The organism is uncultured Gimesia sp., assembly GCF_963972345.1.
Taxonomy (GTDB): domain Bacteria; phylum Planctomycetota; class Planctomycetia; order Planctomycetales; family Planctomycetaceae; genus Gimesia.
Map to the genome: position 1 here is coordinate 17,688 of NZ_CAXAVM010000068.1, position 16,778 is coordinate 34,465.

The window sequence follows — 16,778 nt, forward strand, 5'->3', positions numbered from 1 at the left end:
AATCCGCGTGTAGTGAATATGTGATCGAATAATCTTATGGTGAGAGAGAAACGGAGTTGTCGCGTCTCTGACAATTCCGTTCTTCATCTCACTCTCAATCATTCATGATTTAAAAAGGCAACCTGAGAATCACTATTTTGTAAAAAACGCAATTCTAGAAGGGGAGCCATTATTAAATGCGGTCGTCTTTCTGCAATCTTGTAATTTTCAGGTCGGGGAACCAGCGATCGGAGTAGTACAGTTCATAGGCAGACTGAAAGAGGGCAATTGCATTATGCACCATGTCCTGATTGGGCGACGCCTGCTGATCCAGTTGATGATTGACGCGATTCAGTTCAAATTCTTCCACCGATTGCCCAAAGCCAAGGACGACCATCCGATTTTCGGAGTCAAGCAGCGCAACGTCATGATTATGCTGCATGATCTCACGACCTTGCCCGGGTTTTCTTCGGAGAACGTCATAGCCGAAAAAAACGGAACGATAGTCACTCCCCAGTCGGGCCATAATAGTAGGGGCAATATCCAAAGAGCACCCCAGTGTACTGCAACGTTCTCCCTGGCGTGTGCCGTCCGGCTGGATCATCAGTACCGGCACACGATAGGAACTCATCGGAAAGAGTTGACTGCCGGTAACCCGGGCACCATGGTCACCCATCACTACAAAAATCGTATTCTCATAAAATTCGTGACTCTGCGCTTCGCGGAAGAAATATCCCAAGGCCCAATCAGCATACTTCACGGCATTGTTCCGAGTCTGTTCTGTCTCGAGAATGCGGCCTTCGGGATACGTATAAGGCCTGTGATTGGAAACGGTCAGAAGTGTGGCGAAAAAAGGACGACCGGTTACCTGCAGTTTGTCGAGTTCTTTGAGTGCCTTACGGAACAGGTCCTCATCGCTGACCCCCCAGGCGTTGGCAAATACTGGATCGCGAAAATCAGATTGCTCGATGAAGTGATTAAATCCGTTGGCATTCATAAAAGACCGCACACCATCAAAGAGGCCTCGCCCGCCGGTCATAAAGAGACGCTCATAGCCTCGAGACGCGAGTACATTTGCCAGTGTATAAACCCGTTCGGAGTGATCACGTTTCAAAATAGATTCGGTCGGGATGGGAGGCATGGAAGTCATCACCGCTTCCAGGGCACGGGCCGTCCGGTTACCGGTCGCATACATATTATCGAACAGCAGTCCCTGTTTACTCAACTCATCAAAATGAGGAGTCAGCCCTCGCTTATCGCCCAGTACACCGATGAAGTCTGATCCCAGACTCTCTTCGAGAATCAGAACCACGTTATAGTTTTTTTGTGGTTGACCAGTCGCCACCATTCGATCGACCGGGTTTCTCGATCCCGATTTTAAATCGTCCCCGGTCTCTACGATCTGTTCCTGTAAACGCTGTTTCACTTCTTCGCTTTCCAGGGTCAGGTAGTTTTTATTAAAGTCGAAATGACAGGTCCAGCCGTAATACACGAAGCTGTAAAGCCCGTTCCAGGAACATTCATTTGCAACGCGATCTCGACAGACCTGGCGACTGCCTGCACTGGTAACAGACCAGAGCACAGCGATACCTGTCAGTACGAGTGCAAACAGGGAGAAACGCCGACGAAACGGCAGCGGTGTCGCGATGCCATTCTGGAAGTGTTTCCGCAGGAGAAACCAGCAACTGCTGCCAATCAGACCGACCACTGTCAAGAGTTCTACAATCGGATAAGACTCCCAGATATTACAACAGACCTCCTGAGGATAAACGATATACTCAAAAGCAATGTAATTTAAACGCGACTGAAATTCATCAAAGAAGATAAATTCTGCGATGCAGATGAAAGGTAGAAACAAAAACGTAATCATCCAGCTCAGATCAAGCAAAGATCGGTTGAACCGGCTCGTAATGCGTCGATTGGACAGAAACGTGAAATGCGTCAATTGAGGGATGATAAAGCAGAGCGCCACCAGCACATCATATTGCAGACCGACCAGAAACACAGACAGTTCCTGAGCAAAAGTGAGCTTTTGCAAATCTGCGTAAGTCAGAACCATGGCAATACGCAGAACCAGGAGGCAGAACAGTGTGATTGCAAAAATGATTGCCAGCACGGTGTAGCGGCCCGACCATGTTGCGATTGCTGTGTAACACCGTTTCAGCAGAAACAAGAATCTTGTACCTGTCCTGCAGACAGCGACATTCGACTCCTGAGAAGCTTCGGTAACCGTTTCCGGCAGGTTCATTGTCTGATCGGTTGTGAATGGTACTTTAGACATAAATCCTATATCCTTATTTCTGATGACTCTATGACTTCCTGGCTGAGTCCCTTTTCGAGATGGATACTCCGAAAGTTTTAGTAGTTAGCGTTAAAAAAATATCTGACATATGAAGAAGACATACTTATAGACCGCTCTGCTGCATGGATGTGCAACGCGACCAACTCCTGATTTCATAGTATTCAGGTTTAATATTTTTCAGGCGGGTACGGGTTACTTTACCGAGGAAGATCGGGAGACGCGATTTGGCGGGTCTTGTTATGTTGTAACAGCTCGTGTATTTCCATCCGGCCGTTATAGGTCTCAAAGTCATGTACGGAGACACCAAAATCATGCAGTGCCTCAGCCGACCAGGACGGCCAGGGAGACCAGTTTGCCCGGGGCGATGCCAGCACATCTACGGGAAGCCAGACGAATGCTGCCAGTAATGTTGCCAGTACGAGACTGACTGAAGCAGCGCAACCGGAGAGGGAGATCGGTTGTTGTCTTGTGCAATTCCTGGCAATCTGTGTCAGACGCCTTGCCCGGCTGGCAATCATACTCTGACCGCGGACAAGTGCCAGAGGCGTATGAGTCTCATCAGCCTCAGTCGCTCCGTATTCAATAATCGTCAGCAGCGTATGCAGGTACTGTGTAATTTCCTGAGGCGTTTGAACGGCGGCATCGTCACAGGCAAACTCCCTGCACAGAGCCGACTGCTGAGAAGCCCACCAGATCATGGGATGAAACCAGAAGATTACCTCCACTAGTCGCTGTAAAAAGAGTTGCAGTGGATGCCCGGTCTGCAAATGTTCCAGTTCGTGTCGAATGATAAAGTTGAATTTCTGAGGCTCAAAACTCAGAAGATACTCGGGAATCACGATGTAGGGATAATGTAACTGGGAACAGAAAGGAGAGACCAGACGATTTGTGGTCAGAATACGAACCTGTTGCTTACCGGAGAGGTTGAAATTGCGGCTCAGTTCATCAAGAGTCTCTTCAGAAAGATATTTCCTGATCTCGACAGGTTGACAGGATCTGAGAAAGCGGTTGACCAGCATGGCCCGCAGGATAAATACCATCAGCGAGAGAACCGTGCCCCCCAGCCAAACCCAGAACAGGACCTTTCCCAGTTGCATTTCGATGCTGAGGAGAGTCGAGGCATGATCCACACTGATCTGATTCCAGGGATTTAAAAACCGGGGATGGGGGAATAGCACCGCAACCAGAATTAACGTCAGTAGAATACCGTAACAGACGGTCCACAGTCGGCTCTGAATTCGTTCACTCTCTACCAGTCTCCCCAGCCAGTGCGTAATAATAATGACAATTGCCACCTGCACTGAGAGGGAAACTACCAGTTCCAGAAATTGGGTGGAACTCATGCATCTGCCTCCAGAGACTGAATAGCGAGTTTTAATTCTTCAATATCTGACTTCGACATGGAATTGTCTTCCACCAGGCTGAGCACCAGTGATTTCACTGAGCCCCCAAACAGACACTGCGTCAGTTCTGCCGCCATGCTCCGGCTGATCTGTTCTCGTGAAACTACAGGTTCATACTCATAGGCACGTCCCTTTTTCTGTTTACGAATGACACCACGCGTTTCATCGAGGATCTTGAGAGTCGTCATTACCGTGGTGTAAGCCAGAGTTCGCTCCAGCGAATCCACTACTTCCTGAACGGTAACCCGGCCTTTGCGCCAGACAACATCCATGACTTCCAGTTCGCATTTTGTCAGACGAAGTTTAGCCATCACAGAGATTCCTTTTCATAGACAACAGCCCGAATGTTAGAATCAGCTTTCCACTCAGAGCTGCCAGCCTCATTCGATATTAAAAAAACTCTTAGTGGGCAGAGCGGCGTGCCATCTGTCGATAAGTTGTCGAATCAATAGATTCTGAAACAAATCTGACATGCCCATCACCCCACAGAAAATTTGCGCCACCGGGATGACGACTCGAAAATTCACACTCATCGCACAATTTACAGTTGGGTGATGTCATAGCACTCCCTGTGAGACGGCAGGCAGCATCTTCGCCAGCCGCATCCACTCCCAGCCAGGTAGAAGGGACCATAGACATCGTCCGTTCTCCCACAACGATCGTGTTACTCAACCCTTGCTGCAGATGTGTAAAACGAATTGTCTGTGAATAAATCAATGAGCCATCTCCTGGAGGAGGCGGGAAGCCATCATCTGCTTCGACGGTGCCGTAGACTCCGACATAGCTAGCTGTAGGAAGTTCCATGATGGGTGCCCCCGCACCACCTGTGGGCAGTTCCTCGTACAATATGAAGGTCGGGGCAGAGATATCAGAAGGACAGAGAAAACCGGCAAGGGAGCTCAGGCAAGCCTGCTGATTGGCAGGATGCTCGAGGAGAAGATTTCGATCGATGATTGAGTAGAGGGATCGCTGCTCAAGATAAGGGAGCAGCGGTACCATCCATCCATACAGTGAATGCCGGGAGGCTTCGAACTGCCAGCCGGCGGGCAGACAGCCTTGGTTATCATGATAACAGTGAAGGGCGATCCCGATCTGCTTGAGCTGATTTTTGCATTGTAGCTGACGGGCAGTTTCGCGGGCGGAACCGACGGCGGGCAGGATCAGACTGATGAGCATACCGATGATTCCACATGTCACCAGCAGTTCCAGGACGGTAAAACCGGATCGTGTACGAACATGAGTTTTCTGTCGCTGCATTACTCTGGTCCCACAGCGCAGCTGCGAGCGATATGTAACAGCATTGAATCCCACGAGTCCCTGAGGCATCTTAGAAAATCCTTTTTTGTACCGGTTGAATCCGTTCCAAGGCCGGTTTGTACTAATGGTTTAGTATTTTGTCAATACGAAGAATCAAAATTGTTCTGTGAGTACAGGGAGCAGAACCAATGAATCCTGTATTACTCCAAATATGACATAATTCAACAATTTATCTCAGTAAGACGAACTCTTAATCAATTTGCTGTTGATTCAGTGAATGTCGATCAGGATGCCATCATCAATTCCGGTGGCAAACCGCTCGCGCCCGGCAACAGCACATCTGATTGTCTGAGTTCATTGACAACGCCGAGATGGCACATTGGATCAGGCGATCTACAAAGGGCCTGTAATGCGAGTATCACCAAGAATAAAAATGGTTGACGTTGCCCCGGGAGAGCGATGAGCCGGAAATGAGATGCTGCGAATATTGAATCAGATTCCAAAACATGGTCCCTGCTGTGCTAATCCTCGCTTCGCAGTAGACGGTACACTAACACTGATTATTTTCTGCAGTTTCATGAGAGTGCGGAAACGGTTCGAGGTGAACGAGGACATCTCGCAGTCTGGTAAATTCAGATAACAGGTGATCTTTAACCAGATGTCCAATACGATGCCCTTCTGCTACGGTAAGGTTCTGGTCAACTTCAATGTGAATATCGGCGAAGTATTCTAAGCCCGATTTCCTGACCCAAAGGGTTTCCACATTCTCAACCCCTTTAACCGAAAAAGCAGCTGATCGAATTTGATCTAAAAATTCCGGGTCTGCCTGCAGGTCCATCAGTTCGCTTGCGCTGGAGCGAAAGAGTCTGATTCCCGACCAGACGATCGCCGTGACTACAATCAGCGAAGCTACTTCATCCGCCCAGATGAACTGCGGGCCGCCAAAGCTGATGGTCGCCAGTCCGATGAGTACGGCCAGAGAACAGAGGGCGTCGCTCCGATGGTCCCAGGCACTGGCAATAATGACTGCGGAGCCCGTGCGACGTCCGATACGCACATTGTAATGATACAGGACCTCCTTGATGACGATGTTGGCCCCGGCAATCCACAGAGTCCATGCCGGAGGAATCCCGTGCTGGCTCGTCAAACGCTGAACGGCTTCCCAGCCGACATACAGCGCTGAGATGATAATCACGATTGCCACATTCGAAGCCGCAATTCCCTCGGCGCGCGTATGACCATAAGGATGCTCTTCATCCGCGGGGCGCTGGGCATAGTGTAGGGCAATCAGCACGACCAGTGTCGACATGACGTCACCAATCGAATTGACGGCGTCTGCAATCAGCGCAAACGAATTCCCGATAATCCCCCCAACCAGTTTGACGATTCCCAGAAACAGATTTGCCGCCAGACCATACAAGGCGGCCCGGGTAACTTCAGCATATGTTTCCGCAATGGAGTTTCGATCTGCCAAGGTGCGACTGCCTTATATTTTAGAACGCTGCAGGGATCGGATTTCTGTTACCGTGATATGATATCATACCCAACCAGCGTTCAAAGGTTGAGACTGGTTGAGTATGATCAGTGAATCGAACGTCATTCCTGTTGGATCAATGTTCAAATTCCGTCATGTCAACAGTATCCGGGTGAACCTCTTTTGGTTCAAACCAGCGGTAAATTGTCGGCAGTACCAGCAGTGTCAATATTGTGGACGTGATCAGTCCCCCGATCACCACGGTGGCCAGCGGACGTTGAACTTCAGCCCCGGAGCTACCCGACAGTGCCATGGGGATGAAGCCCAGGGCACCGCAGGAAGCCGTCATCAGCACGGGACGTAAACGATCCATCGCACCATTGACAACGGCGTCATGCTGACTGTCTCCGGCATGCCTCAGATGACGCACATGTTCGATCAGCACCACGCCATTCATTACCGCGATACCGAACAGGGCAATAAAGCCGACCCCCGCCGAGATCGAAAACGGCATGTCACGCACCCACAGGAACAGAATTCCGCCGGTCGCAGCGATCGGCACGTTCAGATAGATCAGCATCGCCAGCTTGACCGAATTGAACGTCATGTAAAGCAGGGCAAAAATCAGGAACAGTGCCACGGGTACCGCAATCGCCAGACGCTGACTCGCCTGCTGAAGGTTTTCAAACTGACCACCCCATCGCAGGGTATAACCGGCAGGCAGTTCGACATCGCGCTCGACGACTTTCTGTGCTTCGGCGACAAAACCGGCAAGGTCTCTGCCGCGGACATTACTCTGAATCAGCAGTCGACGTCGGATCGAATCCCGACTGATTTCAACCGGTCCCTCCTCAACAGTGATGTCAGCCAGTTGGGAGATTGGAATCTGACGTCCCTGAGGATCTTCGATTTTAAGCTCCGCGATCCGTGTCACATCCTTTCGCCACTCCGGACTCAAGCGGACCTGCAGAGGGAAACGCCGCTGTCCTTCGAAGACCTGTCCCACAGAGACTCCGCCCACCGTGGCGACGGAATCCAGTACGGCACGGGCGTTGATCCCATAGCGGGCCAGTTTTTCGCGGCGGATAATCACCCGCAGGTAAGGCAGACCCGCGATCTGTTGCGCCTGCACATCTGCGGCCCCCGGAACCTTGTTGAGGGCCACCACGATCTCATCCCCTTTGCGTTTCAGTTCATCCAGGTCATCCCCGTACAGGCTGATTCCGATGTCCGAGCGGACCCCGGCCACGAGTTCCTGCACGCGGAGTTCGATTGGCTGGGTGAAACTGTAACTGTTACCGGGTACCTGATCTTCCAGCTTCTGCTGCATCGCTTCAATCAGTTGCAGCTTTGTCACACCTTCCTTCCATTCCGAAATTGGTCTGAGCCGTACCAGAATGTCCGTCTGGTAAACGCCCATCGGATCGTTCGCAATTTCCGGGCGACCGGTTTTAGAGACGACCGTTTCCACTTCCGGAAATTCCAGCAGAGTCCGTTCGATGGCCTTGGTCATCTCAATGGAAGTTTCCAGGGAAATACTGGGTAGTCGGGTAGCCTGAATGGCGATGTCACCCTCGTCCAGTTTCGGTACAAATTCCAGTCCAAAGCCGGCAGCCATGATCACACTGAAAATAAACAGGGCAATCGAACTCAGGAACATCAGCCCGGGCCGCAGCATGGAAAAACTTAACAGCGGCTGATAGGCCTGTTTTATCCAGCGAACCAGGAAGGTTTCGCGTTCTTTCATCTGACGCGCCAGAAACAGGGAGGCCATGACAGGCATCACCGTTACGGACATGATCAGCGCCGAGGAAAGGGCCGACATGAACACGAACGCCATCGGGCGAAACATTTTTCCTTCCATACCCTGCAGGCTCAGAATCGGAATGAATACGATGATCACAATAATGCCGGCAAATAGAATCGGTTTGCCGACTTCTTTGGCCGATTCCCGGTAGACGCCCAGCGGAACCCGGGCGCCGCCGTGATCCCTCTGGTAGTGCGACGCCCGCCGCACGCAGTTTTCGATCATCACCACGGCACCATCGACGATCACGCCAAAGTCGACGGCCCCCATGCTCATCAGGTTCGCGGAAACCCCCGCGTATCGCATTGCAATCAGGGCGCTCATCGCAGAGAGTGGGATCGCTGCCGCCACGATCAGTCCGGCGCGCACATCTCCCAATAGCAGAAACAGCATGATAATGACAAGTAACACTCCCAGACCGATATTTTCAGCAACGGTATGGATCGTCTTATCCACCAGTTCTGTCCGGTCATAAAAGGTTTCGATGACGACGCCTTTGGGTAAAGTTTTCTGTATTTCTGCAATTTTTGATTTTACATCCGCGACCACCTGGCGGGAATTTCCCCCCATGATCATCATCACCATGCCGATGACTGCCTCGCGGTTTCCGTCACGGGTTACCGCGCCTTGTCGTAACATGGGAGCGAAGCGAACTTCTGCAATATCGCGAACCCGGATCGGAGTCCCTTCGCGACTGTCCAGAATAATCGTGCGGATATCTTCCAGAGAACTGACCAGGCCTTCCCCGCGTATCAGCCTCTGTTCGGCTCCATGGGTTATATAGCCGCCTCCGGAATTGCCATTGTTTTCCTCAAGTGCCTGAAAGACGTCGCTCAGCGAAATTTCATAGTTCTGTAATTTGGCAGGATCAATCTGAACTTCATAGGTTTTCAGTTCGCCGCCGAAGGTATTGACTTCAATGACGCCGGGAACACTGCGGAGCTGAAACGCGATTTGCCAGTCGAGGATCGTACGCAGTTCACTGAGTGAATACTCATCAGCCATTTCGCTGCGAACTTCGAACTGATAAATTTCACTCATGCCTGTGGCAATCGGCCCCAGTTCGGGGGTGCCCATTCCCGGAGGAATATTTTCTCGCGCTTTCAACAAGCGTTCATTAATAAGATTGCGCGCCCAGTAAATATCGGTGCCATCCTGAAATGCCACGGTAACGGCACTCAAGCCAAACCGGCTGATCGAACGGATTTCTTCGACATTCGGTATCCCACTCATGGCGTTTTCTACTGGGAAAGTAATAAACTGTTCTACCTCAACCGGTCCCAGTGCAGGGGAGTTTGTCAGGATCTGCACCTGCACGTTCGTGAGATCGGGAACGGCATCCAGGGGGATGGTCGTGGCAGAAAAAACGCCGAGACCTAATATCACCAGGGCCAGCAACATCACGATAAATCGATTGTTTAAAGACCATTCTATAATATGGTTGACCATGTACCTTACTCCTCACCCATCAAGTCTTCGAGCATTTTAGACTTCAGGATGAAGCCGCCGTTCAACACCACACGTTCACCTGGTTGCAGGCCTTCCAGAATGACCGAGGATGATTCATTCTGTTTTCCCAGCTTGATCAGCCGTTTTTCAAACTGATCTCCTCCAGTATGCACAAACACAAAATCCTGTCCTGCATGTTCCTGCAGGGCAGAGAGGGGAACCGTTAACACCTCTTTGCCGGTTGCTGGTTTAAACTCGATATTCACGAACATGCCAGGTTTCAGCAGATGATCGGCATTAGTCGCAATCGCCCGCATCGCAACTGTACGGGTCTTTTCATCCATAATCTCACCAGTGAAAAATATCCTGGCTTCAAAAGATTGATCAGGCCAGGCTTCATTAAAGACTCGCACCGGTTTTCCCGCCAGGGAGTTCAGCAATGGAATGTTCTTCTCGTAAATATCTGCTGTAATCCAAACCGTCGACAGATCGGCAATACTGAGGATCTGTGTCTCTGGGCGGGCTTGTTCTTTTAAAGTCACGTCTTTTGAAATAACGGTTCCACTGATGGGAGCCCGAACGAAATAATGGGAAATCTTTTCTCGCTGCTGTTCCGGATTAATGGATTCGATTTCTTGCTCTTCACACCCCAGAATACGAAGGCTGGTTGCTGCCACTGCTACCCTGGTCGCTGCTTCTTTGACTGACTGAGAGGAAAGCAGTAACGCCGTTTTGAGCTCATAATCTATCTGTTCAATTCTCGCCTGAAAAGCAGCGAGGTCGGCATTTCTGCTGGCTTTGGCTGCGTGTAATTGTTTGAAAGCAATCGCACCGCTTCTGGTCGGTTCTTCCAGGCGGTCTACATCTGCATTGGTTTTCAGGTAACTTGCATAGGCCATCAGCAGTCGTTCACGATAATTTCCCATCCCTCGATTACGAAACCGTTCTTCAATTTCCGTAATCGACTCCCGTTTTCTCAGAGCAGCCAGCAGCAGACTGGTGTTTGTGGCGATCTCCTGTTGGATTTTATCCTTGACGACTGCCATCTCGTGCTGCAGACGAGCTTGGTACAACTCCAGTTTGGCCTGACCGATCTCCCGGCTATGCACGACAACCAGCAGATCGTTTGCTTTCACAACCTGGCCAAGACTCACGTCAACACTGTCAACAGAACCTTCGACCATCGGATAAATATGAGCGATCTTATCTTCGTTTAAAGACACTTTTCCTGTCAGACGAATTGTCTCGGCAAACTGGTTTGTCGAGACGGTCTCGGTTTGCAGACCGGAAGCATCCCACTTTGATTCAGGCAGAGTCACTGTGACTGTCTCAGGACTTTTGTTCTGTACCCCGTGCTTTGTTTCGGATTCAACTGGCTGTTTTGCTGACTCAGTTACAGGGGCTGTATTTGATGCGGGTGTCAGTGAACTGAACTGATAAATTCCCACAACTGCCACGACTGCCATGATCGTGACGATGAGAAACAAAACCGGTTTACTGCTGGCGATAGCTGGCATAGGCGGTGTTTTGCCTGTTGTCTGGTTCATACTAATACCTCAAGAAACGGGAACCGGGAATCGGTTGCAGACCTTCTCCTGCGCAGTCAGTGACGCAAACGGCAGCGCACAAAATCAGCAGGAAGGGGAACAGTTAAGAGACTGTTTTGCAGCGAGGGATCAGCAGGTCGACTTGCAGCAGAGCTGAAGAATATCCTGGTCTGGCTGGTTGAGTGAGGCCTGATCCAGAGAGGTGTGGAGCGAAGGATGAGTTGTTTCCGAGAGAGGTAACAATTCCAAACTGAAACAGCCCCTGGTCATCGCATGGCAGGTCAGATCTTCCAGATCTGTGGAAGCCATGTTTAACACATCCGTAAATAGTACAGGGAGTGGTTTGTCAAAATCACTCCCGCCGCAAACCCAGTGGGAATGGGGTGTGCCAGGCACTCCGGAGTTCGAGTCGTGATCTCCGTGATAAATCTGCATATGCATTGCCAGGAGGGATCCGTTATCACACTGCCCCAGGTAATCCACATGCGAATGCACAACGGGACGAGGCCCGGGCCAGGCGATGACCAATAGCAGCAGGCATCGAATTGTGATGTTCAGATTGAACATTACAGGCTTTCACAAAGGGAAGATGGGAGTACTTGCAGGGAGGGAAACATCAATACTTAAAAAGCAGCGGGAGAGACTCTGATTCATCTTTCATAATTCATACTCCTCGTCCAAGGCAATTACAATGCTTGAGTTCAAATTTTAATCGGAATTGCTGCTCATGGTCTTTGTGCATACTGCCACAAGTGGAATTCAATTATTTGTATACTAATAAATATCAGCCTGCTTTACGAGTCACAGAAGTTAAATTGTGTGGGTTCTGATGGTTACTATGGCATTAGTAGTAAACGGGGCACTGATTTTCCGGTAATTGCTCAGGTTGTTTGATCGGCACGACCGAACATAACAGGTGTATCGATAAATTACGGAAAATCAGTCGATTCATCAGTTGTGAAACGTTTACGGATGGCATAATCAATCATGGTACGAGTCCAAAATGACAGTTACAGATTTCAGATGAAGACGTTCGGAATGGCTTTTGTAGCTGGTTCCCTACTGATATCTGGCTGTTCCATGAATCCTTTTATCACGCAAAACGAAAGCAAATCCCACAAATCTCTTGTCTCTGCCAGTGAAAATAATACTGAGAATAAGAGCCAGACAGACTCAGTACAGGAATCACTTTCCCCGGTCAGTCATGTAGAGTCGACCAGTGAATCTGAGAAAACTGACACGATTAAGTTGGTCGGTGCCGAAGAGCATCATTACCCGAAACCGCTGGAACCGGTTCAGGCTCCCACAGTGGAAGAGCAGGCAATTCTGACTGGTGGAATGACTTTACAAGATCTGGAATCGATTGCACTGGAAAACAATCCTGCGATTCAAGAACTCGCAGCCACCACTCAGAAAGCAGCGGGATACCGAGAACAGGTGACGACACGCCCGAACCCGACTGTGGGGTATCAGGGACAGCAATTAGCCGATCGTGGGACAGATCAGCATCTGGCATTTATCGAACGAGAATTCGTGACCGGTAATAAACTGGAATTGAATAATCGAGTCCTCAATGCGACGTTGTCTGCCCAGCTGCAGGAACTGGAAGCGCAACGCTACCGGGTCAGAACTGATATTCAGATCCGATTTTATGAGGCGTTGGCGCTGCAGAAGCAACTGGAACTGATTGTTGAGTTTTCACAGGTGGCAGAAAAGGGGCTGGACTTTGCAAATCAGCGTCTGAAAGCCGGGGAAGGAACGAGGGTGGATGTCCTGCAGTCTAAGATTCTCAAAAGCGAAGTCGATTTGACACAGCGACAGACCAGGGCAAAGCTGGCTGCCGTCTGGAGAGAGATGGCAGCAATCTCAGGGATTCCCGAATTGAAATACACAAAACTGCAGGGAACTCTTCCCTCGGAAACGGGTCCTGTTGACTGGGAAGGCCTTGCAGCGAATATCGTCACTTCCAGCCCGGAATATGCCGCCGCCCATGATCGCATTTCCCGGGCTTATGCAGCTCTGGAACGGCAGGAAGTTCAACCCCTCCCTAATATGACGGCACAATTGGGAGCGGGGGTCGACTATTCGACCAACTCGGGAATGTTGAATTTACAGGTCGGTGTGCCTTTGCCGATCAGTAACAAAAACCAGGGAAACATCTCAGCCGCTCAAGCAGAAATCTGTCGGGCTCAAATGGAAGCGCTGCGGATCAAAAACTCGATTGAGGAACGACTGGCTGTCGTTTCCAGAGAATACGACACAGCAACGGCAGCCATTGATCTGTATTCAAATAACATTCTCCCCAGTGCCCGGGAATCTTTGGAAATAGCAAATCAGGCATATCAGGCTGGCGAGGTTGGTTTCGTACAGATCCTGCTGGCCCGGAAGACATTCTTTGATACCAATCTGAAATATGTAGATGCCCAGTCCCAACTCGCAGCGGCGCAATCCAGAATCGATGGTTATGTTTTAACGGGCGCACTCAACAGTGTGCGAGATGACAGCGGCGATGCCAGCTTACGGGATCAGACTTTCAGCCAGCAGTAGACCGGATCATCGAAAACGGTAATGCTGATTTAAGCCCTTTCGGGATTAGTAACTCAGCGTAGGTCATCTCCAGTGGGAGCAAACGCTGGAGGTTGTTCCGGTAACCGCCCAGAATCTCTTCCACGCTCGGCAGCTGGTCCGGTTTCTCTGCGATCTTTGTTTCCGCCTGTGAAGTGCCGGGTACGAACGCATACAGTGCCAATCCAGACCCAATGTAACCGAGAGGCAATCAGCGACAGATTCCAAAGAGGGGTATCGTACAGTGCAAAGTTACGATCCCCGATGATAGTTTTTCCATGTACCATTCCTACTGGAAGAAATTCTCGGCTTTCTGAACTGACCCGTGGAATGACAATGATTCGATTGCTCTGCCTGTGTCGAATTTCCCCGAATTTATGAGGAGCCGAAGCCATTTCTCGCGTTTGTGCCTTCGGGCTCTTTAATCTCATCTCGCTCACTAAATTTAATCGCTTAGCAATAGGAGTGATTGATTTTGCAAAATCGACTTGAGTGTCTTCTATCCACAAACAAAATCGTTGTCTGCCGTTAATGAATTCTTCAGAATTCGAATATTCGTAGAGTATGGAAAGAGATGTCGGGTATGAAGTCACGATTTCTTCTCTCTCTGAAGCGTTTAGGAACAGATTTCCTCCATCTACGGGTTTACTTCCAAAGTCCATTGCGGGAAGACCATTAAGCGGAAGTGCTGATTTTTCAACAATAACATTAATGCCAGCTACAAGATAAGCATTTATGTTTTCAGTGTCTTTGAATACAGATTCCTGATCAGTTACGGAGAATAATTTCCTGCCCTTTGCTGGGTGATTTGATATCCCTACAATCACAACTGTTACACCGGCTTTATTGCTGGCGAGATTCGCCCATTTAAAGCTGGTGTGAGCAAAGGAAATCTCGTGGCCAGTTTCAAAGATCAACGGCCAGATAATCGGCACTTGCTGGCCTTGGCAAATCGAGTTGGTCGCCACAAACGCAGCCGACGATTCCGTCTGTGTTCCGTAATCAGCGGCTTTCATAAACCAACCGCTGACGTAGTCCAGAGACTTCCAGCTCTTTGTTCGACCGTCAAAAATAGATTTGAGATCGTCCTTCTGATCCTTCGATTGCCACGTCGATCCTAGATACGGTGGATTTCCGCAGAGATACGTCTCTCCTCCCTCGTTCTCGAATTCCACTTCCGCCTGATCGATCAGGTTGCTGAACAGATCGTCCCCTCGATGCTTCACGCTTTCGCCGGTCGGAGGGCAGATGCTGAGCCAGTCCAGCCTCAGAGCATTCCCGCAGGTAATCCAGTTGTCCGCTTCCAACGGCAGAAACTCTGCCAGCGCGAGAATCTCACCGCGATAGAGGACATCGCATTGGTATTCTGCGATGATGAGTGCAAGCCGGGCGATTTCACAGGAGAAGTGCCGAAGCTCGATTCCGCGGAAATTGGTCAGCGGGATTTCCGAACGCCTGTCTGCTTCACCCCGGCGCTTGTTAACTTCTGCTTCAATAGCCCGCATTTCCTTATAGGCGATAACCAGAAAATTCCCGGAACCGCACGCCGGATCAAAGACACGAATGTGGGCCATACGGTTACGCAGATTGAGCAGCTTTCGAGAATTATCTCCCGCTTCTTCCAGCTTCTCCCGGAGGTCATCCAGAAATAGCGGATTGAGCACCTTAAGAATGTTTGGGACGCTGGTGTAGTGCATCCCAAGTGCTCCCCGTTCTTCATCATCGGCTACAGCCTGAATCATCGAACCGAAGATGTCAGGGTTGATCTTTGTCCAATCAAGATTCCCGACATGCAGCAGATAAGACCGGGCAATCTTGCTGAATTTAGGAACGTCCAAACTGCCAGAAAACAGCCCACCATTCACATACGGAAACGTATTGGCCCAGCTGGGAAGTCTGGCGGCCTCGCGGTCTTGTTTATTCGATTTTACCTGCATAGCCCGGAAGGTTTCGGTAATTACCTCATGCGTGTTGGAAGAATCACGTTCGCTCATCTGCTCCACAGTGGCTGTGAAGAGTGTGGGTGTGTGAAAAATCTTGGTGTCTTCGGCAAAGAAGCAGAAAATCAGTCTGGCAAAGAAATGATTCATTTCCTCTCGACGGGCATCAGTATCCCAGTCGGGATTCATTTTGAGCAGTTCAACGTACAGCCGGTTAAGACGACTGGTGGCCCGAATATCGAAAGCACTTTCATCAATCTGCCGAACGGTCGAGATCCCTGCCAACGGCAGAAAGAAGGTGAACCGATCGGGAAAGCGGCTATATTCACAAGCCAGAGTCTCGCCATCAATCAGCCGTTCAGATTCCAGAGTGATGCCGTCCGTTGACAGAATGTACTTGGTTTTCTGCCGAGCCGTCGCCGGGCTGTTCCGTAATGCTTTCAGGGTGTCCGGAACCTGGCCTTCGCTGCAGACTTTGATGTGAATGTTGTTCCGCTGAAGAACGCCACCTTTAAGGTCGGATTGGTTCGTGTTTCCATTTTTGAGCCGTTTGAGGGTTGTTTCCTTATTGCCGAAGGATTCCAGAAAGGCATACGGAAATTCCGCTGCATTGAAAGGAGCTTCAGCAAGCAGCGATACGGCTTGTTCAATTTCAACTGCGTTCATTTCCGCCTAACACTCATCAGCTCAAGTTTCTGCTTATCCAAGTTGATCGACTATCTACAAATATGACAACATCTGTGTAGTGTCGTCCAATATAGCGGCCATTGAATGTGACCGCCATCTTGCCGCTTGTCTGGGACGATAATTATCTGGGAACCTATCAGGAAGTACTATTTCTAAATTTCGCTGATATTTGTGGCAGAATACATGCAGGTGACACCTTTAACTATCAGAGATCGGCACTGATATGTTCGAACACCCTGAAACAGTCTCTCTGATGTCTGTTTCAGGATGTCTTTCTTACCAGACCTTTGACTTAAATAATACATGTCCCAAATTCTAAGAAAGGAGCGATATGCTACAGAGACAAGAAATCATGTTGATTAGAGCTG

At 49.9% G+C, this 16,778-nt stretch carries 10 protein-coding genes; 1 reads left to right on the forward strand and 9 read right to left on the reverse strand.

The window, feature by feature from the left end; all coding sequences use genetic code 11:
• Window positions 1-172: 172 nt before the first annotated feature.
• From AACZ40_RS13345 to AACZ40_RS13380, 8 genes are all read right to left on the reverse strand, one after another.
• On the reverse strand, window positions 173-2,260 hold the full coding sequence (locus AACZ40_RS13345) for an LTA synthase family protein (RefSeq protein ID WP_339674640.1): 2,088 nt from the start codon (window positions 2,258-2,260) through the stop codon (window positions 173-175).
• 218 nt (window positions 2,261-2,478) lie between these two features.
• Window positions 2,479-3,624, reverse strand: coding sequence for a M56 family metallopeptidase (locus AACZ40_RS13350; protein ID WP_291177381.1), 1,146 nt, complete (start codon window positions 3,622-3,624; stop codon window positions 2,479-2,481).
• On the reverse strand, window positions 3,621-3,995 hold the full coding sequence (locus AACZ40_RS13355; protein ID WP_291177378.1) for a BlaI/MecI/CopY family transcriptional regulator: 375 nt from the start codon (window positions 3,993-3,995) through the stop codon (window positions 3,621-3,623). The genes AACZ40_RS13350 and AACZ40_RS13355 overlap by 4 nt, the downstream gene beginning before the upstream one ends.
• A 91-nt stretch (window positions 3,996-4,086) precedes the next feature.
• Entirely contained in the window at window positions 4,087-5,010 is a 924-nt protein-coding gene (locus AACZ40_RS13360) for a DUF1559 domain-containing protein (protein WP_291177375.1), read from the reverse strand.
• Between the two features lie 481 nt (window positions 5,011-5,491).
• Entirely contained in the window at window positions 5,492-6,415 is a 924-nt protein-coding gene (locus AACZ40_RS13365) for a cation diffusion facilitator family transporter (RefSeq protein WP_291177373.1), read from the reverse strand.
• A 136-nt stretch (window positions 6,416-6,551) separates the two neighbouring features.
• Entirely contained in the window at window positions 6,552-9,671 is a 3,120-nt protein-coding gene (locus AACZ40_RS13370) for a CusA/CzcA family heavy metal efflux RND transporter (RefSeq protein WP_291177370.1), read from the reverse strand.
• Between the two features lie 5 nt (window positions 9,672-9,676).
• The gene (locus tag AACZ40_RS13375; RefSeq protein WP_291177367.1) at window positions 9,677-11,218 is read right to left on the reverse strand and encodes an efflux RND transporter periplasmic adaptor subunit; all 1,542 of its coding nucleotides are present in this window, start codon (window positions 11,216-11,218) and stop codon (window positions 9,677-9,679) included.
• 129 nt (window positions 11,219-11,347) lie between these two features.
• Window positions 11,348-11,785: a hypothetical protein gene (locus AACZ40_RS13380; protein WP_291177364.1), complete on the reverse strand. Its 438-nt coding sequence runs from the start codon at window positions 11,783-11,785 to the stop codon at window positions 11,348-11,350.
• A 513-nt stretch (window positions 11,786-12,298) separates the two neighbouring features.
• Between AACZ40_RS13380 and AACZ40_RS13385 the strand changes: the two genes are divergently transcribed.
• Entirely contained in the window at window positions 12,299-13,765 is a 1,467-nt protein-coding gene (locus AACZ40_RS13385) for a TolC family protein (RefSeq protein WP_291177361.1), read from the forward strand.
• A gap of 53 nt (window positions 13,766-13,818) precedes the next feature.
• On the opposite strand, the gene AACZ40_RS13390 is transcribed toward AACZ40_RS13385, so the two are convergent.
• A complete protein-coding gene (locus AACZ40_RS13390) occupies window positions 13,819-16,389 on the reverse strand; it encodes a DNA methyltransferase (RefSeq protein ID WP_291177358.1) in 2,571 nt (856 codons plus the stop codon).
• Window positions 16,390-16,778: the final 389 nt, after the last annotated feature.